We start from the raw sequence: 26,228 nt of genomic DNA on the forward strand, positions 1-26,228 counted from the left end.
ACTAGCAACTAGCAACTAGCAACTAGTAACAACCTAACAAAAAAAAGAAATGAACAACAATATAAACACTCAGCAGCCACTTAAAGTTCTCGTTTTTGACAACTATGACAGCTTCACTTACAACCTCGTCCAGATTATCGAAAGAATTCTGAATCAAAGAGTGGATGTGGTAAGAAATGATGAAATTACTTTGGAAGAGATTGGAAAATATGACAAAATCATTCTCTCTCCAGGACCTGGGATTCCTGAAGAAGCAGGTATTTTATTAGACCTTATTAAAGAGTATGCTCCTACGAAAAGTATTCTCGGAGTATGTCTCGGACAGCAAGCTATCGCTGAAGCTTTCGGGGGAAATCTTATTAACCTGACTGAGATCTTCCACGGAGTAGCAACGACCACTGAACTGGTAAAAGAGAATACAAAATTATTCAAAGATCTAAGCTCAGGACTGGAAGTGGGCAGGTACCACAGCTGGGCAGTAAATCCAGAAGGTTTCCCGGAAGAACTGGAAATCACAGCTGTAGATAAAGACGGTATGATCATGGCTTTACAGCACAAAACCTATGATGTACATGGAGTACAGTTTCACCCAGAAAGTATTTTAACACCTGAAGGAGAAGTAATCATTAAAAATTTTCTATTGTCATGAAAACCTTAGAGATCCCTTCAACAACAATAAAAACTCCACAAATGAAAGAAATACTGCAATATCTGTTCAATCATAATACGTTATCAAAATCAGAAGCTAAAGCTACCATGATTGAGATTGCACAGAATAAATTCAATGCCGCAGAGGTTACAGCCTTTATCAGTGTGTTCCTGATGAGAAATATTACCCTGAAGGAAGTGGAAGGCTTCAGAGAGGCTCTGCTTCAGATGGCTGTTCCTGCACACATAGATGCAAGTAATGCCATTGACATTGTGGGAACAGGAGGTGATGGAAAAGATACCATCAATATATCAACATTAGCAAGCTTTGTGGTGGCCGGAGCCGGACAGAAGGTAACCAAACATGGAAATTATGGAGCTTCCACTACCACGGGCTCATCCAATGTGCTGGAAGAACTGGGATATCAGTTCAAAAATAATTCAGAACAATTGAATGAAGATCTTGAAAGAGCAAACATCTGCTTTTTACATGCTCCTTATTTTCATCCCGCGCTGCAATCGGTTGGATTATTGAGAAAATCTTTGGGACTAAGAACATTTTTTAATCTTTTGGGGCCATTGGTTAATCCTGCAAAACCAAGGTATTCAATGATTGGAGTGTACAATCTGGAAATTGCAAGAATTTACCAGTATCTGCTGCAAAAAGAAGAACGTGAGTTTATCCTGGTACATGGTCTTGACGGATATGATGAAATAAGTCTTACCGACGACAGCAAGATCATTACAAAAAACGGGGAAGAAATCTATTCTGCAGAAGATTTAGGTTTCAAACCGGTAACGCTGGAAGAAATTAAGGCCGGAACCTCCATCCGGGAAACGGCAAAAATATTTATGAATATTCTGGAAGGAAAAGGTACGGAACAACAAAATTCCGTGATTTTGGCAAATGCTTCGGTAGCTCTTTATAACACTCATCAATTCGGAACGTATGATGATTGTCTTCTACTGGCTAAGGAAAGTCTGCAAAGTGGAAAAGCATTGAACAGTTTTAATCTTTTGATTAATTAAAATTCACCATTGATTCAATTTAGACACAAAAAAATGACCATACTTGATAAAATTATTGAACGAAAAAAAGAGGAAGTTGCAGGAGCAAAATTACGTATATCTCTTGACCGATTAAAAAGCACAGCCTTTTTTGAAAGGCCTACATATTCTCTGAAAGAATCCATCAAAAATAAAAACGGGATCATTGCTGAATTTAAAAGACAATCTCCTTCCAAAGGGATTATCAACAATAGCGCAGAGCCCTTAGAAGTGGTTTCAGCTTATGAAAGTTTTGGAGCCAGCGGAATTTCTATCCTTACTGATTATGATTTTTTTGGAGGAAATTTAAATGATATTCTAAGCGTAAGAAATGATATTAAAATTCCGATTCTCCGTAAAGATTTCATGATTGATGAATACCAATTCTATGAAGCTAAAAGTATCGGGGCTGATGTCATTTTACTGATCGCTTCCTGCCTTTCACCTGCTCAGGTAGAGGAATTCACAGCACTTGCCCATGAACTGGATATGGAAGTTTTACTGGAAATCCATACGGAAGATGAACTGAAACATTGTAATTCAAAAATTGACCTTGTGGGAATCAACAACAGAAACCTTAAGGATTTCAAAGTGGATCTGCAGCACTCTGTTCAATTGAAAAACCTGCTTCCAAAAGAAGTTTTATCTGTAGCAGAAAGTGGTATTTACAATCTTGAAGATTTTCAGTTTTTAAAAGAAAAAGGATTTGACGGCTTCCTGATGGGAGAATATTTCATGAAGAATACGAATCCGGCTAAAGCATTTGAAAATTTCTCAGTACAAATTTAATCTATCAATAATATCTGATCATGAACCAGCAACCTTCCAGCACTCCTAAACTCAAAGTATGCGGTTTAACACAATTGAACCAGATTCAAGAGCTGATGGCCATGAATGTAGATTTCCTTGGTTTTATCTTCTATGAAAAATCACCGAGATATGTTTTGCATCATCTGAGCCTGGAAGAGATATCTGCTATTGATCATCAAGGGAAAACCGGGGTTTTCGTAAATGAAAAAGCAGACATCATTCTACAGATTGTTCAAAAAGCAGGATTAAATTTTGTACAGCTTCATGGCGACGAAAGTGATCGTTTCATTGCTGAATTAAGACAAAAACTGGATCCCGAAGTCAAGATCATTAAAGTGATAAGAATAGGCAACAATGATTCAGAAACCAAAAATAAAATACTACAAACCTTCAGTCAGCAGCCTGCAACCTGCAACCTACAGCCTATCACCTACTACCTGTTTGATACAGACGGGAAAGCATTCGGTGGAACGGGAAAACAGTTTGACTGGACTTTGCTGAACGATCTTAAGATTCCACTGCCCTACTTTTTAAGTGGTGGTATTTCAGAAGAAAACATCGGAAATATCAAGGCTTTGCAACAGCAGCCTTTTGTTTTAGATATCAATTCAAAATTTGAAACGGAACCTGGAAATAAGGATATTGGCCGTATAAAAAAATTTAAAAACCTATATCAGTAAAAGATATAACAACTAAAAAAACACAATGATGAACATACACTTGCTAAAAAAGACATTTTATAAAACCTTATTTCCTCCTAAATTCGGGAATGAAAAAATACAGGCTCTGTACCATTTTGTTGCTCAGAATGATGGCAATATAGAGCATTGGGAAGTTGGCGGATTATTGTCTGAGTTCATTGATATTATTAAAGATTTTCAGGAAAGTGATATCCAGTATTTTTTTGAAAGAATCAGTTTATGGAACAGCTACTATCTTGTTGTTATTTCAGATAAATTTCTGGAAAACCATGTAAGATCAGTTATCAAATATGACTTAGGATTGATTTATGCTAAAATATTTCTGCTGTATGAAGACTCTGATTCTTATTATCTGATTGACAACCTGGAAATTGCAATTACCATGTACCAATCCAAAATAGATAAAGCAACCTTAATTGATTTAATGCATAAAATAGAATTATTACATTATAAAAAACTGATTACCAAACAACAATACGATTATCATCTTACATTTATTAATAGTTTAAACCCATGAAATATCAGATAAAAGAAACTAAGGATTTAACGGAAAAAGAGATCGAACATATCTTGCTGCTTTGGGATATCTCTGCCTGGAATACCATGAAGTCTGCCTATTTCCGGACTTTTTTCAAAGATTCGGAATTTCATTTTATGCTGGATACAGATGAAAATATACTAGCAGTTATCCGTGTAAATTTTGATTTTACGTTAAAAATAGCTGGAACCAGCTACTCCTTTGCTGAAGCTGTAGGACTTGTTTCCACTCATAAAAAGAAAGGGTATGGAACTGCTTTAGTCCGTAATTTCAAGGAAAATGCGATTCAGAGAAATAAGGACACTATTGGATTTTGTCATTCGAATCTCCGTCTTTTTTATGAAAAGTGTTCAATTGAAATTCTTCATGACAAAGCCAAAATGATCAAAGAAAGTATCGGTTCTGAATGGGTGAATTCTGAAGATGATGATATTTTGATTTTTAATGCTTCACAGGAAACAAAAGAACTGCTCAATCAGCTAAGCGCACAGAATAATGCTTATTTAATTACTAAAGAATAAAAAAATGAATTATAAAAACCCCGATGAAAACGGATATTATGGAGAGTTTGGAGGTGCTTTTATACCCGAAATGCTCTATCCTAATGTAGAAGAATTACAAAAAAACTATCTTGAAATTATAGAATCTGACGATTTTCAGGCTGAATATCAGGATTTGCTGAAAAACTATGTGGGCCGTGCCACACCGCTATATTTTGCTAAAAACCTAAGTCAGAAATACCAGACTCAGATTTATTTAAAACGCGAAGACCTCAACCATACCGGAGCTCATAAGATCAATAATGCTCTGGGACAGGTTCTATTGGCAAAACGCCTTGGAAAAACCAGAATTATTGCTGAAACCGGAGCCGGACAACATGGTGTCGCTACTGCTACAGCATGTGCTTTGCTTGGTTTGGAATGCATCGTCTATATGGGAGAAATTGACATCCAGAGACAAGCTCCGAATGTTGCAAGAATGAAAATGCTGGGTGCAGAAGTTGTACCAGCCACTTCAGGATCAAAAACCCTTAAAGATGCCGTGAATGAAGCATTAAGAGACTGGATCAACAATCCTCTGACAACTCATTATGTAATCGGAAGTGTGGTAGGACCTCATCCTTTTCCGGATCTTGTAGCGAGATTTCAGAGCATCATTTCAAAAGAAATTAAAGAACAGCTTAAGGAAAAAATCGGTAGAGAAAACCCGGATTATGTGATTGCCTGTGTAGGCGGAGGAAGCAATGCAGCAGGAACTTTCTATCATTTTGTAGAAGAAAAAGAAGTAAAAATCATTGCTGCTGAAGCCGGCGGTCTGGGAGTAGATTCCGGAAAATCTGCGGCTACTACATTTCTAGGAACTCTGGGTGTACTTCACGGAAGTAAAAGTCTTGTAATGCAGACGGAAGACGGCCAGGTGATAGAGCCTCATTCTATCTCCGCAGGACTGGATTATCCGGGAATCGGGCCTTTTCATGCCCATTTATTTAAAGAAAAAAGAGCAGAATTTTTTAGCATTAATGACGATGAAGCTTTAAAATGTGCTTTTGAATTAACCAAACTGGAAGGCATTATTCCGGCATTGGAAAGTTCTCATGCTCTGGCTGTTCTGGACAAGAAGAAATTTGGAGAAAACGATGTTGTTGTTATTTGCCTGAGCGGACGTGGAGATAAGGATATGGAAACGTATCTGAAGAATTTGTAAAATGTAAAAAGTATTAATGTAAAATGACTTTAACAGATAAAACCTGATCATAAATACATTTTACATGAATACATCAATACAATAAAAAAAATGAAAAAACTAAATATATACTTCACAGCAGGAATTCCGCAGTTGGAAAACACCGCTGATATTATACAACTGATTCAGGATTCCGGGGCAGATATGATCGAAATCGGAATGCCTTATTCTGATCCTGTGGCAGACGGGCCGGTAATTCAGAAAGCTCATGAACTGGCTTTACAAAACGGAATGACCATTGAAAAACTGTTATCACAATTAAAAGCCATCAAAAATGAAATCAGAATTCCGATTATTCTGATGGGTTATATCAACCCTGTACTGAGTTTCGGGTTTGAAAAATTCTGTGCAGCATGTTCTGAAAGTGGTGTTTCAGGATTGATTCTTCCCGACCTCCCTCCTATTGAGTTTGAGAAAAATTATCAGTCTGTCTTAAAGCAGTATAATCTTAATTTCACCTTTCTGGTCACTCCGGAAACGTCTGATGAAAGGATGGTGTATCTGGATTCTTTAAGTTCAGGCTTCCTGTATGCGGTAAGTTCTTCCTCCACAACGGGGAATGAAAATGCAGTTTTAAAAAATGAGAGCTACCTTTCCAGAATAGCATCTCTTCCGCTTAAAAATCCTGTGATGATCGGATTCGGAATTAAATCGAAAGAGGATTTTGAAAATGTAACAGAAAAAGCGGATGGCGGTATCATAGGAACAGCCTTTGTGAATATTCTGCTTCAGGATAGAGACTGGAAGAAAAGTGCTATAGATTTTATCCATTCCATCAAAGCCTAAAATTCACTAAATTTGTATATCAAAAATTGAAATGAATACAAATCAAAATAAATCAGTAGAATTTGAAGATTTAGGGATCAGAGAATATCAGCCAGCCTGGGATTATCAGGAGCAGCTGATGAAAAACATCATTGATACCAAAATAAAAAACAGGGATCTTCCTGTGGAACAACATATTACTACTCCCAACCACCTTCTTTTTGTAGAGCATCCTCATGTGTATACTTTAGGAAAAAGCGGACATGAAGAAAATATGCTTGCCGGTATTGATAAATTAAAAGAAATTGATGCCACTTTCGTAAAGGTAAACCGTGGCGGAGATATTACGTATCATGGTTACGGGCAGGTTGTAGGCTATCCTATTCTGGATCTTGAAAACTTTTTTACAGACATTCATTTATATATGAGGAATCTGGAAGAAGTGATTATCAGAACCATTGCCGAGTATGGCATTAAGGGAGAACGCTCTCCGGGAGAAACAGGAGTATGGCTGGATGTTGGAAAACCTTATGCCAGAAAAATGTGTGCTATGGGTGTGAAAGCTTCACGATGGGTTACCCTTCATGGTTTTGCATTGAATGTAAATACGGATATGCGTTATTTTGAATACATTATTCCATGTGGTATTAAAGACAAGCAGGTTACCTCCCTGAAAAGAGAACTTGAAAGAGAACTTACTCCTGAAGAAATGGAAGAACTGAAAGCAAAAATCAGAAAACATTTTGCAGACGTTTTCCAGGCAGAACTGATTTATAAATAATCGGTACAGATTAATATATAATGATCATAAAAACCAGTTTCAGGTATTGAAACTGGTTTTTTAGTTTTATGATGATTTTATTTTTATTCGCTTAGACTATCCACAACGTTTGTCATTCCACAGGAATCCAGACACAGAAAGCTTGTGATAATAAATGAGGATAAAATAAAAGTTTAGATTCCTGCGGAATGGACAATATAGATGGATAATCTACTTAAAATACTAATGTTTTAGTACATACCATTGTTTGCGTTGTCCATTCCGGAGGAATCCATAATGCAAAATCAAAAATATCTATTTTCCTCAATTCACCATCACAATCATTAGGTTTTAATCGTTTTCAATATCATAAAATTAAAAATATAACATAATTATGTGTTTTTTTGAAAAAAAGCCTTGCATATATTTTAATTTTTATTACTTTTAATATCACAAAATAGTGAACTATCATCATTATAAAGTTCACTACAAATTAACACCAAAATATAAAAACTATGAAAAAATTTCTGTTATCCATGATGGTATTCGTGACGATGCTGTCATTCAATGCCTGTTCAGATTCCAATGCCAATCAGGATCCTAATCTAGTAGCTAAAGAGTCAAACGAAATTGCAATGAAAGATTTCGGCAAAACTGTCCCGGTAGGGATTGAAAAAGAAGATGGAAAGTTTAAAGTTTCATTTATGGTTTCGGCTCAGCCGTATCTCATTAAAGATACTAAGGAAAATGCGGGATTTATCTCCATGATCCAGGATGCTGTAGAAAACGAAACTCCCGTTCATATTTTCCTGAAGGCCAATTCTAACGAAATCGCAAAAGTAGACAAAGCAACAGCTGATGACATCCGTTATTTCAAGTCTGTATTCAATAAAGAAGAGAGAGGTGACAGCAAAAAAGCAGTCAGTGTTATTCCTAATCTTGCAACGTTAAACAGTCTGTTTACCCAAATTAAAAATCAGGCTTGCGGAACTTCTACAGCTTCTTCCCCTTGTATCACATTCAGATACCCTGTGGATGGCTGCTACGCAAGAGCTCACAAGATGAGACAAATACTATTGAATGCAGGATATGATTGTGAAAAACAATTCGTGTATGGTAACCTGAGAGCATCTACAGGAACATGCTGCGTATCATGGGTATATCATGTAGCGATATTGGTAAGCTTTAAAAATGCTTCCGGAATTGTTGAGAAAAGAATCATTGATCCATCATTATTCTCCAGCGGACCGGTAACCGATACGGCATGGAGAGCTGCATGTACAAACACAAGCTGTGGATCTGCGTCTGTATCTTCTTTTGCCAATACAGCAGGAAACGTTTACTACAGAAGTCCATCAGGTTCTTTACTGTATGATAACAACTACGTAAATACCAATTGTGTATTAAACATATTCTCATCCCTTTCCGGATGTTCTCCTTCTCCTGCACCTAGCGTAGGAAGCTGTGGATTTTAACTAATTTATATAGAGCTCCTGCATTTATTTTGATACATTGCAGGAGCTTTTTACTTAATACTTTTCCTTATGAAAGCCTGGTCCTATCTATTATTACTTTTTATTATGATTACATCCTGTTCCGGTAATTCCAGTTCACAGAATTTAACCTGGTATAATAATGCCACTATTTCAAATATCATTGAAGATCCGGACAAGCCGAATGAAGTGGTACGTGTCGCCATAGGGATCAGTGCTCAGGTATTTTATATTTCAAAAAAATCACCTGATTACAAGACTCTTATAGAAAAGGCAACTCAAAGCTTTAAGAAAAGCAAGACTTATAATATTGGTATTGAAAATAAAACCAATATCATCAAAGAAATCAAAGAGGTCAAATAATCTTTAATCTCTCTGAAATAGTCTGTCATTATCTGATCACAGAAATTCCGGCATCTACTTTTACTTCAGCTCCATGAATATAGGAAGCATCTTCTGAAGCAAGAAACAGAACTACATTGGCTATTTCTGATGGTTCTCCCTGTCTTTTAAAAGGAATCGTAGGAATAATATCCTCAATGGCACTTTCAATCTGTTCTCCGGTTAATCCTGTATTATTAAAAATATTGGTTTTAATATGTCCCGGACTCACTCCGTTGACACGGATACCGTGCTCTGTAAGCTCTACTGCAAACGTTTTAATGAAAGACTGCACTGCTGATTTGGCCGCAGAATACACCGAAAAATTAGGCATTGCAATCTCTGTCGCTACAGAAGTATTAAAAATAACAGAGCTTCCCCTTTTCATCAATGGCAATAATTGCTGTACTGTAAAAAACGGACCTTTTACCAGTAGATTAAAAAGATCGTCAAATTGGTTTTCATCCACATATTCTACAGGAGCAAATTTTCCGTATCCGGCATTGGCAAAGACAAGATCAATATGTTCAGTATGTTTTCTGACTTCCTGCTGAAGATTCATCAGATCTTTTATATTTCCTGCATTGGAAACAATTCCAAAAGCATTTTCTCCAAGTTTTTCCAGGGCAATGTTCACCGTCTCTTCACTTCTTCCTGTGATAATGGCTGAGCCTCCTTCTTCGATAAATTTCTGAGCAGTGGCCAAACCCATTCCATTGGTTCCCCCGGTAATTAAAGCGGTTTTGTTTTTAAATCTCTGCATTGTTTTTAGTTTAAATTTCTCCTGCAAAGATTGGAATAGAGACAGTCTTAAAAAATCCGAATCATGCGGAAATGGATAAAAGAAATTTTTATTTTCTTCCCTATTTTAGTTTATCAATAATTCTCATAAATAAAATCTTTCAAAATTAAATTGCACACAATTAAATTGTTTATACATTTGTACTGTTATTTTACTTCAATATCAAAAACAGGAAGTTCAATAACCGTCAAGTAGTTTAATTTAAAACAAAAAGAAAAATGTCATTAATAGAAAATCTAAACTGGAGACATGCTGTAAAAGCTTATGACCCGAACAAAAAAATTTCACAGAAAGACCTTAATACTATTTTAGAATCAGCAAGACTGGCTCCTACTTCATCCGGATTACAACCATTCCGAATCATTGTGGTAGAAAATCAGGAACTGAAAGAAAAAATGGTAGCAGGCGCTTTAAACCCTGAAGTAATGAGAGATTCTTCTCACGTTTTGGTATTTGCAGCATGGGACAGCTATTCTAATGAAAAAATTGACAAAGTTTATGATTATCATACCGATGTAAGAGACCTTCCAAGAGGCCGTTTCGGAAGCTATACTGATAAAATCAAAGAAATGTATGGCGCACAGACCCCTGAGGAACATTTTGCGCATACTGCCCGTCAGACTTATATTGCCTTAGGAATCGCTCTGGCACAGGCAGCAGAACTTAAAATCGACAGTACTCCGGCAGAAGGATTCAGCAATGCTGTAGTGGATGAAGTACTGGGATTAAAAGAACTAGGATTAAAAAGTGTTAGTCTTTTATATCTTGGATACCGTGACGAAGCTAATGACTGGCTTTCTTCTATGAAAAAAGTCAGAATTCCAATGGATGAATTTATCATAAAAAAGTAATACCTTCATCGAATCTTTCGTACTCAAACTTATGGAAAATCCGAAAACCCCCAAACTAGAAAACCAGATTTGCTTTCCGCTGTATGTGATTGCCAAAGAGATTACAGGACTTTACCGTCCTTTCCTCGATGAACTGGACATAACGTATCCACAGTACCTTGTTATGATGGTATTATGGGAAGGTGACGGGCTTACAGTAACCCACATTGGAGAAAAACTGTTTCTGGACAGCGGTACTTTGACACCTCTTCTTAAAAGACTGGAGTCTAAAGGATTTATTATCAGAAAAAGAAAAAAAGAGGACGAAAGAGTGGTTGAAGTATTTTTAGATGAAGCTGGGAAAAAGCTTCAGCAAAGAGCATGTGAAATTCCGGGAAAAATTCAGGAAAGACTGGGTATACAGCCGGAAGAACTGCTGCATCTTAAAGACACAGTACTAAAAATATTAAACAAAATAGAAAAATAAATGAAAACGCTATATACCACTCAAGTAACTGCTCAAGGAGGCAGAAACGGACATGTAAAAAGTGAGAACGGAGTTTTAGATCTTGAAGTAAGAATGCCAAAAGCACTGGGAGGAGCCAATGATGATTTTGCGAATCCTGAAATGCTTTTTGCAGCCGGATATTCAGCTTGTTTCGACAGCGCTTTGAACAGAGTAATCAGTCTTTCTAAAGTGAAAACCGGAGAAACAACAGTTACTGCACAGGTGAGCATTGGCCAAATTGAAAATGGAGGTTTCGGATTGGCAGCAGAACTGGATGTGAACATCCCTGGAGTTTCTATTGAAGAAGCTCAGGAATTAACAGAAAAGGCACACCAGATCTGTCCTTATTCTAATGCAACCAGAAATAATATGGAGGTGAAGCTTTCAGTAACCAACAACGATTAATCCAATTTTTTTAAGCATAGTTATAATGAAAGGAGCTGTTTCCATGGAAACAGCTCCTTTTTTTATTTTTAATTTTCCCACGGATTTTGCAAATGGACACAGATGATTGAGGATATTTTTAGTAACAGTTCGTCATCATTCATAATTCATAATTTATAATTTATAATTCATCATCACCTTCTGTCTTTATTTACATCACTTTTCTGATAAGCATCTACTTTTTTATAAGAATCATTTTTCTCTTTTTCTTTTTTATCGGAAATCAGAATACCGAAAAGGTGATCGATCTCATGCTGAAAAATAACGGCTGTAAATCCTTCTACAATTTCTGAATATTTCTGGCCTTTCAAATCCACATACTCCAGCTGGATCACCTTACTTCTGTAAAACTGATCCCTGAAATCCGGAATAGAGAGGTCTCCTTCAGGGCCAAGATTCTGTAGATCGGAATGCCATACAATGACCGGATTGATGAAGTATTCCAGCGGGGTTCCTTCTTTGTCAAAACGCTGTACCCAAATGATCTTTCTATTGATACCCACCTGAGGCGCTGCAATTCCTACTCCACCGTCTGTTGAAAGAAGAGACTCTTTCATTCTTTTTACCAGAACAGCTGTATTCGGATCCAGAGGATCAATTTCTGAAGAAATATTCAGCAATGTTTTATGCTGATTGGTATCTGTAGTCTGATAGATTGGCAATGCGGTATTTGTATCACCTTGATTGATTACCGAAATTTCATTAGAAGTAAGTTTCTGGGCATTGATCAGTCCAATAAAAAAGATCAGCAGAATGGGTAATTTTTTCATGTTTTTTTGAATGTTGTACAAAGGTAAATATTGTGGAATAAAAATGACGGTTAAAGTAAATCAATAAATATGTTTTGGCTAAAGCCGGTGGAATTTTGATAAAAAAATGAACGGGCTAAAACCCGTTCCTATTGAATATTTTTTCTTAACCACTTAAAAATTTAAAAAGTCTTCGTCATGTCTCCCGGAATAATCAGATTAAAATCTGTTGGGATATAGTCTTTTGAGGGAACTTTCAATTCGGGATCTTCTGATTCAAAAACAGAAATCACTGCCATTTTCAGATTAGGATTTTTCTGTTTGATATACCAATAGATCCCTCCAAATTCTTTACTGTGATAGTTTCCGTTATAATGGATAAAGGTTTTTCCGGCCTGGAAGTTTTTCAGAATAGATTCTGCCATGGTAGCATCTTTCGTTGCCTGGGCTGAAATAAAATTCATCACTTTTGTTCCTTCTGCATGATCCCCCATCATCGCTTTCATCTCCGGGTATCCCGGAGTATCTAACGTAACTTTTATAGGTAACTGAGCAATATAAGTTTTCTCTTTTTCACTTAATTTATTCAGGGATTCAAGACCTTCTTTAGCGGTTTGGGAAGCATATTTCCTTGGGATATTGGTAGCAATAAAATTCAATTTTTTGTTTTTAGCAAAATCTACCAAAGGTTTGTAGTCTGTTGCATAATTGTTCCATAAACGGGCAGAGTCCTTGAATGTTTTAGCATCAAATTTTCCGTTTAAATATTGATCCAGTTGAGTCTGATTGTCTCTTTCAAACATTTCAGCTCCTAAAATAAGCTGCCCGTTCTTCTTTGCAAACAGAGCTTCTGTAATTTTAAGCTGAAGCCAATGATTGATAGAACTGTTATGGTTTTCACCAAAAAAGACCACATCATAATCTGCCAGTTCTTTCACCAGTTTTTCCGTTTTTACTTCCTTTCCTTTCTTATCATAAAACTGATAAGCTTTAAAGTCCTGTGCCTTCAGAGAACAGAAACCGGCAAGCAGTATCGTTATGAAAATATTTTTCATTTTATTTTATATTTAATCACAAATTACACAAATATTCCGGCACTGCAGATCACTTGTCATAAAAAAGACCGCTTTGAATTTTACAAACAAAACGGTCTCATTCAAAATCATCTAATTATTATTTTTCTAATCCTGCTACAAGGTCCTTCCACTCCTGAAGCTCAGGAATTCCAGGTTTCCTTTTTCCAAAGAACTGAACGATAAAGTCTCCTTCTTTGTTGAATACCTCGATAGCTGTTACTTCTCCGTCTTCAGTTGGTTTTTTAACGATCCATGCTTCTGCAATTTTCGTTACATCAAGGTGTAAGTTGAAATCAGGATCCATTACGTTGAACCATTGCTGGTGCCAAAGTGTTTTCTTCACGTTCCCTGTATGAATCTGAATAATTCCTCTGTTTCCAACGAAAACCATGATCGGTGTATTTTTTTCAGAAGCATCCTCAAGGATGTTGACCACTTTAGCATTATCAATTTTCTTAGCAAATCCTTCCGGAGCTAATCTTAGTGCCTGTGTTCTGCTTACACCATATTTTCTTGTCATCATGAAGAAATCATGAGTATCTTTCAATTCTGTCCAGGCTTTTTTGAAGCCTTCCACATCTATTTCAGTATCTGCTTTTTCAGCCTGTTTTGGAGCCGCCGCTTCAAATACAAAAGCCTGATTCTGATCTTCTGCTTTGAACTTCCCAACCAATGCATCGAAAGCTTCTTCGTTACTGTTTTTTGTCAGATAGATCTTGTGCAATGCCAGACCATCTTTTCCAAAAAACTGAAGACTCTTCTTATCTCCTTCCACTACTGCAAAAGCAAACTTCCAGTGGTTAAGGAAAATTCTAAGATCAATGTCTTCTCCAACAAAAAGCTGTGCGTGCGGGCTGCTGAAATCTCCATTCAGGTAAGTTCCTTTTCTTTCGTGAACACATTCATCATTACGGGTAAGAGCCATTACTTTTCCCAATTGCTCAGCTTCTGTAAGAATTCCCGGGAAATCTGCGTTTAAAACAGTTACCTCTTCTCCTACACTGGTCAATAATAATTCTGCTTCACTTACCCCTAACTGTGCAGCGGCATTTCTTATTCTTATGTGTGGGTTTTCTGCTTTCAGAGCCTCCCATTTTTCCTTTAAATCATTAACTAATGTGCTCATTATTTTATTTTTTTATGGTTAAAATTGTATAAATTCTTTGTATTGTTTCTTCTCCTGTTTTACTTTTTATTTCTTCTTCTTTTTCGGAAATTTTCATTCTTTTAAAATGGCTTTTGGAAATCAGTTCTTCCATTTCATTGTTGCTGTACAGGGTGAAATCATATTCTGTGAACGGAAGTTTCTCCATGAAATCTCTTTGCCCGAATGTAAGAACGAATGTTCCGTCATCTTTTAAAACCCTGTAGATCTCATTTAAAAATTCTACCGGATTTTCCCAGAAATAAACGGTATTGACTGTAAATATTTTATCGAAAGTTCTGTCCTGAAAAGGAAGCTTCTTACCTTCATACAAGACGAATTCTGCCTGTCTTTCAAATTCTTTATTGAGTCTTTTGGCCTCATTATGCATGGTTTCAGAAATATCAATCCCAGTATATCTGAGGTTTTTAGCAAGACTCATGATACTTTTCAGGTGCCCGGCATTGCCGTGTCCTATTTCAAGGATATGCTGATCGTCTTCCATTACAAGGGTTCTGATACTTTCTAGCGTCATGCTGATGTTTGTAGCATTCATCATCTCACCAATCTCAATACCTTTTCCGCCCTGAGGATTGGCAAGATTCTGTGCAAGGATTTTAAGTTCTTCTTTTTCCATAGTTATCCAAAAATGATCATTGGGTTATTCGTAATGGGGTGTCCGCAGATGGTACAGGGAAAATTATAGGCTTTGCTGATGTTTTCTGCCGTAAAAACTTCTTGTGGAGTTCCAAAGGCGGAAACTTTTCCTGATTTCATCAATAAAATCTTGTCTGCAAATTGTGCGGCAAGGTTCAGATCATGTAAAACAACAATGGCGCTGTTGGCTTTTTTCGTAAAATTTTTGATAATTTCCAACGCCTTGTACTGATGTTTTATATCCAAATTGTTTAATGGTTCATCCAGAAAAACCAGCTTATGGGTAATCTCGTTCTGTAATTGTGCCATTACTCTTGAAAGATGTACCCGTTGCTTTTCTCCTCCGGACAGGGTGTTGTAATCTCTGTCTTTCAGATGAAAAATATCTGTTTCATACATCATATTATTCATGGCCTCCAGATCTTCTTTACCGGGCTGAGCGTCAAAATAAGGATATCTTCCCATCATGACTACATCTTTTACCTGTAAAGGAATTTCATTGGAATTGTGCTGCGAAAACTTGGCTTTATGCTGAGACAGCTCTTTTACTGCCCAGTCTGCAATAGATTTTTCTTTGAATACAATATTAGTTTTTCCTTCTTTTACTTCATTTGCCAAAACACTTAAAAGACTTGACTTCCCTGCTCCATTCGGTCCAACGATTGCTAAAAACTCGCCATACCCTAAAGAGACATCAACACTGTCAAGAATTTTAAAATTCTTGTGCAGATAATTAATTTGATGTGCTTTTATCATTAGAGTGATTTTTTAAATTTAATTAAAATAGCAATAAAAATAGGCCCTCCGATCAAAGAGGTTAAGATACCGATAGGCAGTTCTGACGGTGCCACAATACTTCTGCTGATGGTATCGGCAATCAGAAGCAAAATACTTCCCATAACTGCTGACAACGGCAAAATGAACACGTAGTTTGATTTAAATAAAAGTCTTAAAATATAAGGTACAATAAGACCTACAAAACCAATTGTTCCTGAAAATGCAACGCATGTACCTATCATTAATGAAGTGATAACAACAATCTGTTTTTTCAGTTTTTCTACATTGATTCCCAAATGCTGAGCATCTCTTTCTCCCAACATCATGGCATTCAACGCCTTTCCTTTAGGAAGTAAAATTGCATAAGAAATGACCATAACTACTGTTAAAACGATATTTTTTGTCCATGTGGCAGCAGCCAGACTTCCCATATTCCAGAATGAAAGGTCTCTCAACTGTTCATCTTTTGAAATATAAATAAGGAATCCTGTAATTGAAAACCCTATGGAGGTAATGGCAACACCACTTAAAAGCATCATCACCACATTTGTTTTTCCTGCACTTGTAGAAATTCTGTACACCAGCATCATCGCCAGCAAAGCTCCTAAAAAAGCCGAAATCCCTACCAGGGAAAACTGTACAATTTCAGGAAGATACTGCTTAAAATGCCCTCCCAAAACAATAGCAAATGCAGCCAATAATGTTGCTCCCGACGTTAAACCAATTGCTTCACCAGTTGCCAATGGATTTTTAAAAAGTCCCTGCAATGTGGTTCCTGAAACGGCAAGCATACTCCCCACCAGAATGGCCATGATAATTCTGGAAGTTCTTACTTCCCAGATGACATATTTATCACTTAGCGACAGATCCGGATCTCCTTCAATAAACTTGCTTAAAACCGTGAACGGTGATACCCCGTTAAAATCATAAACGCCGATATAAAGTGCCACCACTGCCAGAATACCCAACAATATGGCACTTATAATAAGATAAAAGTATAGTTTACTTTGTGTTTTCAATTAAAAGTTTGTTTAATCCTACTGCTGCTTCTCCTAGTCTCGGTCCGAAACCTGATACTAAACCTCCGTCCATTGCTATGATCTTTTTATTTTTCCCGGCATTGGTTTGGGAAACGCCCGGCATTTTAAGAGCTCCTTCATTTCCTCCTGCTCCCTGCAGGCCTGTTTCAAAGAAGAACAGTACATCAGGATTCGCTTTTACAACGGCTTCAGGTGTCAATGGTTTGAAGTCTTCAAAATCAGTTACAGCATTTTCTCCTCCTGCAAGAGCGATCAATGAAGCCATTGGCGTATTCTTACCACTTACCATCAGCATATTTCCTCTTGCATAGATGAACAATACTTTTGGTTTTTTAGCAATGGGCTGTACTTGCTTTAAGTCAGCATCAATTTTATCATTTAGTTTCTGATAATCTGTATTTCCGATCGCTTTTGCTACTTGTTCAATAAGTTTTTTAGTACCTTCTACTGTATATTCCTGTTTGAAAACTTCGGTTTGAATTCCTGAAGATTTGATTTTCCCCATTAATTCCGGATTGATATCTTTATCAGAAGCCAGAATCAAAGTAGGATTAACAGCCATGATGGGCTCAATCGTCATTGATCTCATGTGCCCTAAATCTTTAGCCGTAGCTTTTAAAGATGCGGGATAGGTACTGGTAACATCCGTTCCTACAATTTCTTTTTCATGGCCTAAAGCAGCTACGATTTCAGTAATTCCACCGTTTAATGTTACTATTTTATTGTTGGTTTTTGGTGCTTCAGAAGTAGCTTCTGTTGTATTTTCTTTCGTTGATGCTTCTGCTTTTTTGCAGGAATATACTGCTACAAGTACAGAAGCTGCAAGGATGAATTTTTTCATGATATACTATTATTTGATTATTTATAAAGGTTCAAATTCAAAATTGGTGTAACCACGGTTTCCGTTTTCGTCTTTCATTTTGTTGAATCTCAGTTTAAAGTAGAAACCTTCAGCGTCTTTCAACACAAAGAAGCGGTCTGAATACACAAAAGGAACCGGATTGGTTGCTGTACCGGTAGTAGTTCTCCACTTATCTCCAATGGCTCTATGATCATTAAAAACAAATTTGGCAGGCTCAACGTCTTTCAGTTTAAATGCAGTGTAAGCCTGATCCAGATTTCCTGTAACGCTTACCTGGTAAGCACCTACTCCATTCAATGTATTAGTAGTTACAAAATCTGCGTAGAAGTAGCTTCCTGCACTGGTTGTAGGTCCCATGAATACTTCATTGGTAAATGTTGTGAACGCGATGTCCCATTTTTTCTTCTTAGGTTGAATTTTTACCGGAGTTCCTGTTTTCAGGTTGAAGAACGAAAAGTTGTGTTCTGTATCTTTAGTAATGATATATTCTTTGATATCAGCTCCTGTTGCATTCACATCAGCATAACGGATTTTATATCCATTCTGAACTCTTAGAATCTGAATTTTTTTCCACCCTCTCGGATCACCGGACAATGAAACGGAACCTGCCCCGATATTGGCTGCTGAAGGTATTTCCCTTCCAAGATTGATCAGATAAACAGGATTATCAGCGTCATTTTCTTTGATAGCATCAATTCCTGAAGTCTGAGTCAGAAAATTACCGTTAGGATTGTCAATATATTTCATATTGGCAGCATCAAATGTTCCCACCTGAGCTATTTCTTTCAAGCTTGCTGTATCAGTATCTTTTACTTTACTGATATCGGTAGCATCTGGTATTTTAATAACCGTCATGGCAAGAGATCCGTTCATAATTACACGAAATTCATCTCCTGTATAAAAACCAAGATCCCAATCTGTTCTGCTGTTAACAGCCGGATTGGTGTAATCACTCAGATCAATCCAAACCTGATTAGGTTCTGTAGGGCCACCGATTTTTACATTCACTTCTGATCCGGTCATAGGAGGAACCGGAACCGGGTCTTCATCTGCAGAGAGGCAAGACTGTGTGGCAGCCATGATGGAAAGAACAGATAATATTTTTAAATACTTCATAACAGTAACTTATTTAAAATTGAAACATTAATCGGGCAAAATAGCTTCTGCCATAGTATAAATTAACAAACCCATTCGCTGCTGTATGGGCTGAGCCGGCAACTGCTGTAGAGTTTAATCTTGTTACATCAAATATATTTTTTACCCCGGCAGAAATTTCAAAATGCTTATTCCAGAAAGGCTGGCTTACAATAAAATCCATCATATGGAAGCTGTCTACTTTTCCCAGACGGAAACCACCTGTTCCGTCAGATACATAAATTCTGTCCGGACCTGTGAATTTGTAGTAAAGAGCAAAATTGGTATCAGTATTTTTAAGTTTATAGGTTGCTGAAGCTCCTGCCTGTACCAAATACTGGAAATCTGTAGGAGAAGAAGATGTTAATTCATTCATTGATACCGACGTACCGTTTACAGAACCTCTTAAAGACAGGGCAAACTGATCTTTTCTGACATCTACGTTGGCTGAGAACAATAGGTTTTTATAGGTATTAAGGTTCATGTATTTGTAGGTAGAAGGTTGTTTTACCACTACCATTTCAATTCTGTCACGCACATCCAGATATAATGCATCCACTCCGTAAGCGATTTTCCAGCCATTATCTACAGAAAAATTCTGATTCCAGAAAAGTCCTGCTGAGAACCCTTTTTCAGGATTTAAATCCGGATTTCCCTGTACATCATGGTTAAGATTTACAAAATAGGTGTACAGCTCATCATATTTAGGAAAACGGTTTGCAGATCCCACGATGGCTCTAAGATTTGAATTCTCGGAAGTTTTATATCTTGCTGATAAAGAGTAGTTGTACTGATTGTTAAAGTTCTCACTAAGGGAAAGTCTTACTCCCGGTCTTAAAGAAAATCTGTCTGAAACGTTCCATTCTGCAGAAAGGAAATTGGAATAGGTGAATATCTTTCTTTTTACTGCTTCACCAAAGAAGTCTCCGGCGATCAAAGCAGCATAACCATTAGTGTAATCCAGTTCATAACCCAGCTGGAAATCAAAAACTTTACTATCCAGAAAATTACTGAACATTCCTCTTGAATAGATAACATCTGTTTTATAGTAAGATTTTTCGTCCTGACGGCTCTTTATCGCTCTGTTTGGAATATCGTAATTGTAGTCATAATATTTTCTGTCCTGATTCTGATACGAGAAGTCTCCCATGTATCGGATATGTCCCAGATTGGTCTGTATATTGAACTGGTGCACCCAGCGGTCAGTATTGTACTTTCTGTCTCTACTTTCATAAGATACTCCACCCATTCCGTCATTAAGCGGGTTCCGGCTTACTTCCGGGTTGTAGAAGTTAAAATTCTCATTAAGATAGGACAGTTTGTAGAAAAATGTTGTTTTATTTTTTGTATACCTTAACAATGCTGAGGCATCATACTGATCTTTCGGGTTCCACTCATACCCTCTCTGGTTATCCTGTCCGAAATATTTGTAGCCTTTGCTTTCTCCTTCATATCCCATAAACTGATTATGGTTGAAATTGATGCTTGCAAACCATTCGTTGCTGATATTATAATCTATATTCAGGTTCTGAATATGTCTTCCGTTCCCTCTTTTCTTAAGATCGTAATTGTCTATCACTGTTTCTTCCTGTACGGAGCCTCTTACACTTACTTTTTTTGTACTGGTTTTCTTTGTAATAATATTGATTACCCCGGCAACAGCACCATTTCCATATTCTACACCCATACTTCCTTTTACAATTTCAATTCTTTCGATATTGCTTAAGGTAATTTTGGTAAGGTCAATATTGCTTCCCAGTCCTGTATCTCCTACTACCGGAATATTATCTATAAGAATTTTCACATAATCTCCATTAAGTCCCATGATATTGGCGGTGGAATTTCCTGAACGGGTATCCGGAGTGATCTGTATGTTAAGACTTTGATTTAAAACCTCGGCAACATTAGTGGCTGCCATATTTTTAATCTGTTCTGCATCAATGACATCAACCTTATATATGGATTTGTTAATAGACTGCTGCATGTACTGTCCTGTAATAACAACTTCTTCAATTTTCTTTTGATTAAGAGAATCCTTTTCTTGCGCATTCATCCATATGGCTACGGATAATGATAGAACGGAAAGCACTTTCTTCTTCATAAGGGCACAAATTTTCGACAAATATAAAACTTTATTTAGACTCATTAAAAATAAATATATATTTTTGTGGAATAATTCTAAATAAAAATAATCTCATGAAATTAAAATTACTTTTAGGAACTCTGATGTTTACAGCCTTAACAGCGAATGCTCAGGTATCTAACATCAATGAAAATTTCAATAATTTTACAGCGGGGAATACTACTTTCCCTCAGTTTGGATGGTCTGCCATCGTTGCACCAATAACCGGCGAGTTTCCTCCTGTACCTCCAAGAATGATTGTAGCAGGAGATTCCAACAGATTCGTTCAGTCATATGCAGGAAATAATGCAACAGGTTCTTCTTACCTGATTTCTCCACAGGTTGAAACTCCAACCGGAAATAAAACCTTAACTTTTGATACTACTTTGGTATCTCCATCTCCCGGTCCGGGAAGTATCCAGATAGGAGTAGCATCCAATCCGGCGGATATGTCAACTTTTGTTCCTGTAGGAAACCCTATCAATGTATCGGTTATTGGTACGGTTCAGAATATCAGCGTAAATATTCCGGCATCCACAGGTTCATATATTGTATTTAAATTCACTCCTACTGCTACACACGTTGCAATTCAGGTTGATAATGTAGTCTATAATACTACAGCTTCTTTAGGAGTAAATGATCACAATAAAGTAACAGAAAACATCAGATTTGCCTTAAACTCTGATCAAACAGCATTGGAATTTATATCAAAAAAAGGCCTTAAAAATGTACTTATTTACTCTGCTGCAGGACAAAAAGCAGCAGAAGGAAAACCCAACGGACAAAAATTCGACATCAGTACTCTTCAGACTGGAGTATATTACATGAATATTGAAACTGCGGAAGGGAAACTGATCCAATCAAAATTCATTAAAAAATAAGGTTTATTAGACTATTATTTGCCTTTTTTAAAGCCGGCGGGATGTCTCCTTCCGGCTTTTTTATGCTCTTATTTTCCCTTAGCCAATAGATGATTAAAATAAAAACACGATAAAAATCATGTTTTTATTTAGAATCATTAAAAATAATTATATATTTTTGTGGAATCATTCTAAATAAGGATTTAAAAAATAAGTTATGAAAACAAAACTATTATTGGCTTCAGTATTGGCAATGTCTGTTCAGCAGACTGTTTTGGCACAAACTGACGCACAGGGATACTCACAGGTAAATATGACAATGGGGAGCGGATACCAAAACAGAGTGTTCGTAAACCTTGCAGATGGTAATATGGTTTCTCAGCCTGCCAATACCTGGGATGTTGCTTTTTATAGAAATTCAAACTACGCATTCGGATCAAGAATAAATGATGCAAAAGATATCGAAGTATTCACTGCCTCAACCAATTTAGCTGACTGGGACAACATCAGCATCAGCAACGAATCTTCATGGGGAGCTCCTCTTTATAACCCGGACCAGACAACTGACTGGAGCCAGGGAGCTTTTGAACAAGGGCCTGTAACATCACCAAACCCTAATATCCCTTCAACAGGATGGGGAGTTTATAACCCAATCAATCACCATATTCAGGGAAAAGCTATTTTTGTTTTAAAATACCCTTCAGGAACATACATCAAATTTGCCATTGAAGATGCTTTTGCAGGATATACTTTTAAATATTCAAAATGGAATGGTACTTCATGGGGAGCTACAGAAACCAGAACAATCGCTAACGGAACGGATGATTCTTATTTCAATTATTTCTCATTTGATACAGGAGCAAAAGTTCCTAGTCTGGAGCCGTCCAGAACTGCATGGGATTTCATATTTACTAAATATTACACATTCTATATGGGTGTACAGATGTATCCGCTTTCAGGAGCAATCCAGAGCCCAAATATCAAAGTGGCCATGGTGCAGCCGGAAACTCAGGCTACAACAGCTTATACAATTCCTGCCACAGCAAGCTTCTCATCAGCTATTACTACTGTAGGACACTCCTGGAAAGGGATCGGAACCGTTAAAAGTGATGTTGTATACTACGTCAAAAAAGGAAATGATTACTACAGAATGTACTTCACCACAAACGGCGGTGCAACTACAGGAAATATGTATTTCAAATACAAGAAGATTACTGAAACATTAGGTATTACTGAAGTTGGAAAAAAGGCATCTTTTGGAATCTATCCTAACCCGGCAACAGCTGATAAAAAAGTAACTGTTCTTTTTGATGTTAAAGAAAAGGCAAGCAACAAAGGAAATGTAGAAGTTTATGATCTTACCGGTAAAAAGGTATACTCTGCTGAACTTACCAACCAGGCAGGATTCTACAAACAAGATTTGAATCTTTCTACACTTACATCAGGAAATTACCTTGTAAAAATTACTTACGGAGGCCATTCGGAAACGAAAAAGCTTATCGTAAAATAAATATTTTATTTTAATACTTTCTATTTTTTCTAATAAAAAGGCGGTTTCAGAGTATTGAAACCGCCTTTTATTTTTCCAGCTATGAGTGAACTTAAAGATTCATGAAACGAATAGTTTATGCACTATCCATTAAATCTTTCAATCTTTAAATTTTTAAATTCTTCTATAGCATTAATATATTTTAAACCCTTTATAAACCTCTGCTGAGCTCTCCATGATTTTGGAAGCATCTTTACGGAAATCCAAAAGGTGGTCCTGGCCATTATGTCTGTTGTGATGTTCTACACTTTCCCAAAGCTCAATCAGGAAAAAAGTTCCTTTATTATCTTTATCTTCAATAAGGTCATACTGCAGACAGCCCTCTTCTTTTCTTGTTTCTTTCACAAGGTTCTGAAACAGCTCTACGGCATCCATCAGATAATTTTCATTAAACTTAAAAAGTGCAATGATATGTAAATTCATGTTCTAATATTTAGTGATGTAAAAGTAAAATATTTTCAAAACCGAATATCTTTTTAGACCCTTTATTTTTCAATACAATGCATAATTTTTAATTAAAAACTGATTTATAAATAGTTATAGAGCTCATCACAATCACCAATATTCCGATAATCACAAACATTTTCTTCACAGGAAGTTTTGCAGTAAGCATCGCTGAAAAAGGTGCCGTAATAATTCCGCCTATCAAAAGGCCGAGAATGATATTCCAATGCTGAATTCCCAGAGTAAAGAAAAAGGTAACAGCAGCTGTTATGGTGAGAATAAATTTGGCTACGGTAGAGCTTCCTACAGCAAATCTTGGAGTAAACGCATTTTTAATCAAGGTTCCAGTTACCAGAGGGCCCCAGCCTCCGCCTGCAAAAGAGTCTATAAAACCTCCTATCACTCCCAGCCTGGTAAGATTGGTTCTTCTTTTCAATGCTTTATTTTGTTTTTCTTTAAAAGCATTCGATAAAATCTGAATCCCTAGATATAAAGTATAAAAAGCAATCAGCGTTTTGGTGATCTTAGCATAATATTCTCCAAGGTAAGTAAGACTTATCGCACCAATAATGGCCCCAATAACTGCTGGTACTGCAAGTTTCTTCACTAAACTTTTACTTACATTTTTCAATCTGATATGGCTGAGACTTCCAGCAGCCGTCGTAAAACTTTCTGCCGAATGGATACTTGCACTCACAATATGCGGCGGAATATTCAGAAGCATGAGTGTGGTGGTACAGATCACACCATACCCCATTCCCATTGATCCTGCTACAATTTCTGCAAAAACTCCTACCAGAAGCATCCAGTAAAAAATGTAATTATCTTTTGCTAAAATGTTCAGGAGTTCATCCAGATATCCCAGTTCATACATTGAAAAAACAGCAATAGATATAATGACAGCTGTCACAAAAAGGACATTAAGCCTTACCTGAATTTTTCTTGAAATCACCATATCACAGAATCATTTTAGAGTATACTACTTCATTATCAAAATCATCGAGAATAAAGACATTTAACAATTGTCTGCCAATCGCATTTCTGCAAATAGATTTTTTTTCAGATAAGGTGAATGCAGCAGCTGTATTCACTGTTGTATTGAAAGGTGTAAGCTTTTGTAATCGGTGTTCTTCTTCTTTTGAAATCATAATTTCTTCCTTTGAAGTATTGCAAATATCTGATAAAAATATTTATTCTACAAAATAAGTAGACTAATAATTCAAAAAAAAGGATCAGGTCAGTCGACCAGATCCATTAAAGTTTTTTTCTCCAGGATATTCAGTGAAGCATCCCGAACTTCTATCAGTACATCATGAAGTCCGCAGTGGTCTTCATTGCAGTCGTCACATTTTTCATAAAAATTCAGACTTACACAAGGAAGCATAGCAATAGGTCCGTTTACAAGACGAATGATTTTGGCCAGTTTAACATTTTCAGGTTTTTCCTTCAGAAAATATCCTCCGCCTTTTCCCTTTTTACTATCAAGAATTTCCGCTTTTTTCAGTTCAAGCAGAATATTTTCCAAAAACTTTAAAGGAATCTTTTTGTGTTCCGCAATTTCAGAAATAAGAATTGGACCTTCATTTCTTTTTTCTACAAGATATGAAAGTGCCTTAAACGCATATTGAGATTTTTTTGAAAGCATTACAGCAAAAATAAGAAAATTGTTTAACATTTGAAAAAGACAGATAAAGCGGAAAGATAAATTGCAAATTTAAAGTCTGTCTTTACGTATTTCTGCTTAGACGGCTTATCCGTAATTTTACGGTTTCAGTACCACATTTTTGCCTTTCTCCTATTAAATCATTATGTTTGCCATATGTTCAGCAAACAAGAAGCACAGCAGTTAAAAAAGGAATTTTGGACAGCTTTTGGAAGATCATTTCCCAGAAAATGGATTCTTTATGATACCAAAATCAAGGATATGGCATTTAAATTTTCTGCCGACAATAAAAAAACAGAAGTTTCTCTGGATATCGAAATGAAAGACGAAATTTTCCGAAATGCTTATTACGAAAAGATCTGGTCATTGGAAGATATTTTAAAAGATTTCACCGGAGATTTTCAAAAAGAAGAATACTTTACTCTTGATAACGGTAAGATTATCAGTAGAATATGGATAGAAAAACATGGTGTTTCTATTTTCAACAAAAATACATGGCAAGAAATTTTTGAGTTTTTTGTGGACAAAATGGATGGTTTCGAAAGGTTTTACTATGAATATGAGGATTTTATAAAGGATATATAGAATACTTACGAAATAAATACTGTTTTACGCTTCAAGCTTAGATAAAAAAGAAAACTTATCTTTGTAGCACCACTTAAACTAATAGATGAAACTAAA

31 protein-coding genes are annotated in these 26,228 nt (G+C 36.5%); 17 read left to right on the forward strand and 14 right to left on the reverse strand.

Annotated elements, in window-relative coordinates; all coding sequences use genetic code 11:
* Positions 1 to 49: 49 nt before the first annotated feature.
* From OL225_RS11990 to OL225_RS12040, 11 genes are all read left to right on the forward strand, one after another.
* Positions 50 to 649, forward strand: coding sequence for an anthranilate synthase component II (locus OL225_RS11990; protein WP_264518402.1), 600 nt, complete (start codon positions 50 to 52; stop codon positions 647 to 649).
* 41 nt (positions 650 to 690) lie between these two features.
* On the forward strand, positions 691 to 1,677 hold the full coding sequence (trpD, locus tag OL225_RS11995; protein WP_264518700.1) for an anthranilate phosphoribosyltransferase: 987 nt from the start codon (positions 691 to 693) through the stop codon (positions 1,675 to 1,677).
* Between the two features lie 33 nt (positions 1,678 to 1,710).
* Positions 1,711 to 2,484 (forward strand): indole-3-glycerol phosphate synthase TrpC, encoded by a 774-nt coding sequence (trpC, locus tag OL225_RS12000; protein WP_264518403.1) that lies wholly within the window; start codon positions 1,711 to 1,713, stop codon positions 2,482 to 2,484.
* Positions 2,485 to 2,504: 20 nt separating this feature from the next.
* A complete protein-coding gene (locus OL225_RS12005) occupies positions 2,505 to 3,185 on the forward strand; it encodes a phosphoribosylanthranilate isomerase (protein ID WP_264518404.1) in 681 nt (226 codons plus the stop codon).
* Between the two features lie 25 nt (positions 3,186 to 3,210).
* Positions 3,211 to 3,723 carry a hypothetical protein gene (locus OL225_RS12010; RefSeq protein ID WP_264518405.1) on the forward strand — a complete coding sequence of 171 codons (513 nt, stop codon included), beginning with the start codon at positions 3,211 to 3,213 and terminating at the stop codon, positions 3,721 to 3,723.
* Complete coding sequence (locus OL225_RS12015) at positions 3,720 to 4,265, forward strand: GNAT family N-acetyltransferase (protein ID WP_264518406.1); 546 nt, start codon at positions 3,720 to 3,722, stop codon at positions 4,263 to 4,265. The genes OL225_RS12010 and OL225_RS12015 overlap by 4 nt, the downstream gene beginning before the upstream one ends.
* A gap of 4 nt (positions 4,266 to 4,269) precedes the next feature.
* Positions 4,270 to 5,448, forward strand: coding sequence for a tryptophan synthase subunit beta (gene trpB, locus OL225_RS12020; RefSeq protein ID WP_264518407.1), 1,179 nt, complete (start codon positions 4,270 to 4,272; stop codon positions 5,446 to 5,448).
* A 90-nt stretch (positions 5,449 to 5,538) separates the two neighbouring features.
* Positions 5,539 to 6,273 (forward strand): tryptophan synthase subunit alpha, encoded by a 735-nt coding sequence (trpA, locus tag OL225_RS12025; RefSeq protein WP_264518408.1) that lies wholly within the window; start codon positions 5,539 to 5,541, stop codon positions 6,271 to 6,273.
* Between the two features lie 31 nt (positions 6,274 to 6,304).
* Positions 6,305 to 7,033, forward strand: a complete 729-nt coding sequence (gene lipB / locus OL225_RS12030; RefSeq protein WP_264518409.1) for a lipoyl(octanoyl) transferase LipB — start codon at positions 6,305 to 6,307, stop codon at positions 7,031 to 7,033.
* A gap of 494 nt (positions 7,034 to 7,527) precedes the next feature.
* Positions 7,528 to 8,487, forward strand: coding sequence for a protein-glutamine glutaminase (locus OL225_RS12035; protein ID WP_264518410.1), 960 nt, complete (start codon positions 7,528 to 7,530; stop codon positions 8,485 to 8,487).
* Between the two features lie 105 nt (positions 8,488 to 8,592).
* Complete coding sequence (locus tag OL225_RS12040) at positions 8,593 to 8,868, forward strand: hypothetical protein (protein WP_264518411.1); 276 nt, start codon at positions 8,593 to 8,595, stop codon at positions 8,866 to 8,868.
* 28 nt (positions 8,869 to 8,896) lie between these two features.
* Here OL225_RS12040 and OL225_RS12045 read toward each other — a convergent pair whose 3' ends face one another.
* Entirely contained in the window at positions 8,897 to 9,649 is a 753-nt protein-coding gene (locus OL225_RS12045; RefSeq protein WP_264518412.1) for an SDR family oxidoreductase, read from the reverse strand.
* A gap of 257 nt (positions 9,650 to 9,906) precedes the next feature.
* On the opposite strand from OL225_RS12045, the gene OL225_RS12050 reads away from it, so the two are divergent.
* Genes OL225_RS12050 through OL225_RS12060 form a run of 3 tightly spaced genes read left to right on the forward strand, consistent with a single transcriptional unit; the run spans position 9,907 to position 11,431 of the window.
* Complete coding sequence (locus tag OL225_RS12050; RefSeq protein ID WP_264518413.1) at positions 9,907 to 10,539, forward strand: NAD(P)H-dependent oxidoreductase; 633 nt, start codon at positions 9,907 to 9,909, stop codon at positions 10,537 to 10,539.
* A 31-nt stretch (positions 10,540 to 10,570) separates the two neighbouring features.
* Positions 10,571 to 11,005, forward strand: coding sequence for a MarR family winged helix-turn-helix transcriptional regulator (locus tag OL225_RS12055; protein WP_255814474.1), 435 nt, complete (start codon positions 10,571 to 10,573; stop codon positions 11,003 to 11,005).
* Positions 11,006 to 11,431, forward strand: coding sequence for an organic hydroperoxide resistance protein (locus OL225_RS12060; protein ID WP_047376901.1), 426 nt, complete (start codon positions 11,006 to 11,008; stop codon positions 11,429 to 11,431).
* A 173-nt stretch (positions 11,432 to 11,604) separates the two neighbouring features.
* On the opposite strand, the gene OL225_RS12065 is transcribed toward OL225_RS12060, so the two are convergent.
* From OL225_RS12065 to OL225_RS12105, 9 genes are all read right to left on the reverse strand, one after another.
* The gene (locus OL225_RS12065; RefSeq protein ID WP_264518414.1) at positions 11,605 to 12,240 is read right to left on the reverse strand and encodes a peptide deformylase; all 636 of its coding nucleotides are present in this window, start codon (positions 12,238 to 12,240) and stop codon (positions 11,605 to 11,607) included.
* A gap of 161 nt (positions 12,241 to 12,401) precedes the next feature.
* Positions 12,402 to 13,274 (reverse strand): ChaN family lipoprotein, encoded by an 873-nt coding sequence (locus tag OL225_RS12070; RefSeq protein WP_264518415.1) that lies wholly within the window; start codon positions 13,272 to 13,274, stop codon positions 12,402 to 12,404.
* A gap of 118 nt (positions 13,275 to 13,392) precedes the next feature.
* Positions 13,393 to 14,421, reverse strand: a complete 1,029-nt coding sequence (locus OL225_RS12075) for a hemin-degrading factor (RefSeq protein WP_264518416.1) — start codon at positions 14,419 to 14,421, stop codon at positions 13,393 to 13,395.
* Positions 14,422 to 14,425: 4 nt separating this feature from the next.
* On the reverse strand, positions 14,426 to 15,076 hold the full coding sequence (locus OL225_RS12080) for a class I SAM-dependent methyltransferase (protein WP_264518417.1): 651 nt from the start codon (positions 15,074 to 15,076) through the stop codon (positions 14,426 to 14,428).
* 2 nt (positions 15,077 to 15,078) lie between these two features.
* Positions 15,079 to 15,852 carry a heme ABC transporter ATP-binding protein gene (locus OL225_RS12085; RefSeq protein ID WP_047376905.1) on the reverse strand — a complete coding sequence of 258 codons (774 nt, stop codon included), beginning with the start codon at positions 15,850 to 15,852 and terminating at the stop codon, positions 15,079 to 15,081.
* Positions 15,852 to 16,892, reverse strand: a complete 1,041-nt coding sequence (locus tag OL225_RS12090) for a FecCD family ABC transporter permease (protein WP_047376906.1) — start codon at positions 16,890 to 16,892, stop codon at positions 15,852 to 15,854. Before OL225_RS12090 ends, OL225_RS12085 begins: the two co-directional genes overlap by 1 nt.
* Positions 16,876 to 17,754 carry a heme/hemin ABC transporter substrate-binding protein gene (locus OL225_RS12095; protein ID WP_047376907.1) on the reverse strand — a complete coding sequence of 293 codons (879 nt, stop codon included), beginning with the start codon at positions 17,752 to 17,754 and terminating at the stop codon, positions 16,876 to 16,878. The genes OL225_RS12090 and OL225_RS12095 overlap by 17 nt, the downstream gene beginning before the upstream one ends.
* Positions 17,755 to 17,775: 21 nt before the next feature.
* Entirely contained in the window at positions 17,776 to 18,891 is a 1,116-nt protein-coding gene (locus OL225_RS12100; protein WP_264518418.1) for an HmuY family protein, read from the reverse strand.
* A 13-nt stretch (positions 18,892 to 18,904) separates the two neighbouring features.
* On the reverse strand, positions 18,905 to 21,010 hold the full coding sequence (locus OL225_RS12105; protein ID WP_264518419.1) for a TonB-dependent receptor plug domain-containing protein: 2,106 nt from the start codon (positions 21,008 to 21,010) through the stop codon (positions 18,905 to 18,907).
* Between the two features lie 95 nt (positions 21,011 to 21,105).
* Between OL225_RS12105 and OL225_RS12110 the strand changes: the two genes are divergently transcribed.
* Both OL225_RS12110 and OL225_RS12115 read left to right on the forward strand, forming a co-directional pair.
* On the forward strand, positions 21,106 to 21,912 hold the full coding sequence (locus tag OL225_RS12110; protein ID WP_264518420.1) for a T9SS-dependent choice-of-anchor J family protein: 807 nt from the start codon (positions 21,106 to 21,108) through the stop codon (positions 21,910 to 21,912).
* Positions 21,913 to 22,108: 196 nt separating this feature from the next.
* Positions 22,109 to 23,401 carry a T9SS type A sorting domain-containing protein gene (locus OL225_RS12115; protein ID WP_047376911.1) on the forward strand — a complete coding sequence of 431 codons (1,293 nt, stop codon included), beginning with the start codon at positions 22,109 to 22,111 and terminating at the stop codon, positions 23,399 to 23,401.
* 171 nt (positions 23,402 to 23,572) lie between these two features.
* On the opposite strand, the gene OL225_RS12120 is transcribed toward OL225_RS12115, so the two are convergent.
* The 4 genes from OL225_RS12120 to OL225_RS12135 form a co-directional block, all read right to left on the reverse strand.
* Positions 23,573 to 23,863, reverse strand: coding sequence for a putative quinol monooxygenase (locus OL225_RS12120; RefSeq protein WP_047376912.1), 291 nt, complete (start codon positions 23,861 to 23,863; stop codon positions 23,573 to 23,575).
* An 88-nt stretch (positions 23,864 to 23,951) separates the two neighbouring features.
* Positions 23,952 to 24,839 carry a sulfite exporter TauE/SafE family protein gene (locus OL225_RS12125; RefSeq protein WP_264518421.1) on the reverse strand — a complete coding sequence of 296 codons (888 nt, stop codon included), beginning with the start codon at positions 24,837 to 24,839 and terminating at the stop codon, positions 23,952 to 23,954.
* Between the two features lies 1 nt (position 24,840).
* Positions 24,841 to 25,032 (reverse strand): hypothetical protein, encoded by a 192-nt coding sequence (locus OL225_RS12130; protein WP_264518422.1) that lies wholly within the window; start codon positions 25,030 to 25,032, stop codon positions 24,841 to 24,843.
* A gap of 89 nt (positions 25,033 to 25,121) precedes the next feature.
* Positions 25,122 to 25,529 (reverse strand): RrF2 family transcriptional regulator, encoded by a 408-nt coding sequence (locus OL225_RS12135; protein WP_047376986.1) that lies wholly within the window; start codon positions 25,527 to 25,529, stop codon positions 25,122 to 25,124.
* A 174-nt stretch (positions 25,530 to 25,703) separates the two neighbouring features.
* On the opposite strand from OL225_RS12135, the gene OL225_RS12140 reads away from it, so the two are divergent.
* The gene (locus OL225_RS12140) at positions 25,704 to 26,132 is read left to right on the forward strand and encodes a DUF4268 domain-containing protein (protein ID WP_264518423.1); all 429 of its coding nucleotides are present in this window, start codon (positions 25,704 to 25,706) and stop codon (positions 26,130 to 26,132) included.
* Positions 26,133 to 26,228 lie beyond the last annotated feature (96 nt).

Source organism: Chryseobacterium viscerum, assembly GCF_025949665.1.
GTDB classification, from domain to species: Bacteria; Bacteroidota; Bacteroidia; order Flavobacteriales; family Weeksellaceae; genus Chryseobacterium; species Chryseobacterium viscerum_A.

What these genes read in the sequence shown, in the direction of transcription:
- OL225_RS12115 (WP_047376911.1), top strand. Translation starts at nt 22,109, where the DNA reads ATGAAAACAAAACTATTATTGGCTTCAGTATTGGCAATGTCTGTTCAG.
- OL225_RS12005 (WP_264518404.1), top strand. Translation starts at nt 2,505, where the DNA reads ATGAACCAGCAACCTTCCAGCACTCCTAAACTCAAAGTATGCGGTTTA.
- OL225_RS12035 (WP_264518410.1), top strand. Translation starts at nt 7,528, where the DNA reads ATGAAAAAATTTCTGTTATCCATGATGGTATTCGTGACGATGCTGTCA.
- OL225_RS12100 (WP_264518418.1), bottom strand. Translation starts at nt 18,891, where the DNA reads ATGAAGTATTTAAAAATATTATCTGTTCTTTCCATCATGGCTGCCACA.
- trpD (WP_264518700.1), top strand. Translation starts at nt 691, where the DNA reads ATGAAAGAAATACTGCAATATCTGTTCAATCATAATACGTTATCAAAA.
- trpC (WP_264518403.1), top strand. Translation starts at nt 1,711, where the DNA reads ATGACCATACTTGATAAAATTATTGAACGAAAAAAAGAGGAAGTTGCA.
- OL225_RS12105 (WP_264518419.1), bottom strand. Translation starts at nt 21,010, where the DNA reads ATGAAGAAGAAAGTGCTTTCCGTTCTATCATTATCCGTAGCCATATGG.
- OL225_RS12125 (WP_264518421.1), bottom strand. Translation starts at nt 24,839, where the DNA reads ATGGTGATTTCAAGAAAAATTCAGGTAAGGCTTAATGTCCTTTTTGTG.
- OL225_RS12050 (WP_264518413.1), top strand. Translation starts at nt 9,907, where the DNA reads ATGTCATTAATAGAAAATCTAAACTGGAGACATGCTGTAAAAGCTTAT.
- OL225_RS11990 (WP_264518402.1), top strand. Translation starts at nt 50, where the DNA reads ATGAACAACAATATAAACACTCAGCAGCCACTTAAAGTTCTCGTTTTT.
- OL225_RS12080 (WP_264518417.1), bottom strand. Translation starts at nt 15,076, where the DNA reads ATGGAAAAAGAAGAACTTAAAATCCTTGCACAGAATCTTGCCAATCCT.
- trpB (WP_264518407.1), top strand. Translation starts at nt 4,270, where the DNA reads ATGAATTATAAAAACCCCGATGAAAACGGATATTATGGAGAGTTTGGA.
- OL225_RS12055 (WP_255814474.1), top strand. Translation starts at nt 10,571, where the DNA reads ATGGAAAATCCGAAAACCCCCAAACTAGAAAACCAGATTTGCTTTCCG.
- OL225_RS12135 (WP_047376986.1), bottom strand. Translation starts at nt 25,529, where the DNA reads ATGCTTTCAAAAAAATCTCAATATGCGTTTAAGGCACTTTCATATCTT.
- OL225_RS12095 (WP_047376907.1), bottom strand. Translation starts at nt 17,754, where the DNA reads ATGAAAAAATTCATCCTTGCAGCTTCTGTACTTGTAGCAGTATATTCC.
- OL225_RS12110 (WP_264518420.1), top strand. Translation starts at nt 21,106, where the DNA reads ATGAAATTAAAATTACTTTTAGGAACTCTGATGTTTACAGCCTTAACA.
- OL225_RS12040 (WP_264518411.1), top strand. Translation starts at nt 8,593, where the DNA reads ATGATTACATCCTGTTCCGGTAATTCCAGTTCACAGAATTTAACCTGG.
- OL225_RS12060 (WP_047376901.1), top strand. Translation starts at nt 11,006, where the DNA reads ATGAAAACGCTATATACCACTCAAGTAACTGCTCAAGGAGGCAGAAAC.
- OL225_RS12140 (WP_264518423.1), top strand. Translation starts at nt 25,704, where the DNA reads ATGTTCAGCAAACAAGAAGCACAGCAGTTAAAAAAGGAATTTTGGACA.
- OL225_RS12010 (WP_264518405.1), top strand. Translation starts at nt 3,211, where the DNA reads ATGATGAACATACACTTGCTAAAAAAGACATTTTATAAAACCTTATTT.
- OL225_RS12065 (WP_264518414.1), bottom strand. Translation starts at nt 12,240, where the DNA reads ATGAAAAAATTACCCATTCTGCTGATCTTTTTTATTGGACTGATCAAT.
- trpA (WP_264518408.1), top strand. Translation starts at nt 5,539, where the DNA reads ATGAAAAAACTAAATATATACTTCACAGCAGGAATTCCGCAGTTGGAA.
- OL225_RS12130 (WP_264518422.1), bottom strand. Translation starts at nt 25,032, where the DNA reads ATGATTTCAAAAGAAGAAGAACACCGATTACAAAAGCTTACACCTTTC.
- OL225_RS12085 (WP_047376905.1), bottom strand. Translation starts at nt 15,852, where the DNA reads ATGATAAAAGCACATCAAATTAATTATCTGCACAAGAATTTTAAAATT.
- OL225_RS12120 (WP_047376912.1), bottom strand. Translation starts at nt 23,863, where the DNA reads ATGAATTTACATATCATTGCACTTTTTAAGTTTAATGAAAATTATCTG.
- lipB (WP_264518409.1), top strand. Translation starts at nt 6,305, where the DNA reads ATGAATACAAATCAAAATAAATCAGTAGAATTTGAAGATTTAGGGATC.
- OL225_RS12075 (WP_264518416.1), bottom strand. Translation starts at nt 14,421, where the DNA reads ATGAGCACATTAGTTAATGATTTAAAGGAAAAATGGGAGGCTCTGAAA.
- OL225_RS12070 (WP_264518415.1), bottom strand. Translation starts at nt 13,274, where the DNA reads ATGAAAAATATTTTCATAACGATACTGCTTGCCGGTTTCTGTTCTCTG.
- OL225_RS12045 (WP_264518412.1), bottom strand. Translation starts at nt 9,649, where the DNA reads ATGCAGAGATTTAAAAACAAAACCGCTTTAATTACCGGGGGAACCAAT.
- OL225_RS12015 (WP_264518406.1), top strand. Translation starts at nt 3,720, where the DNA reads ATGAAATATCAGATAAAAGAAACTAAGGATTTAACGGAAAAAGAGATC.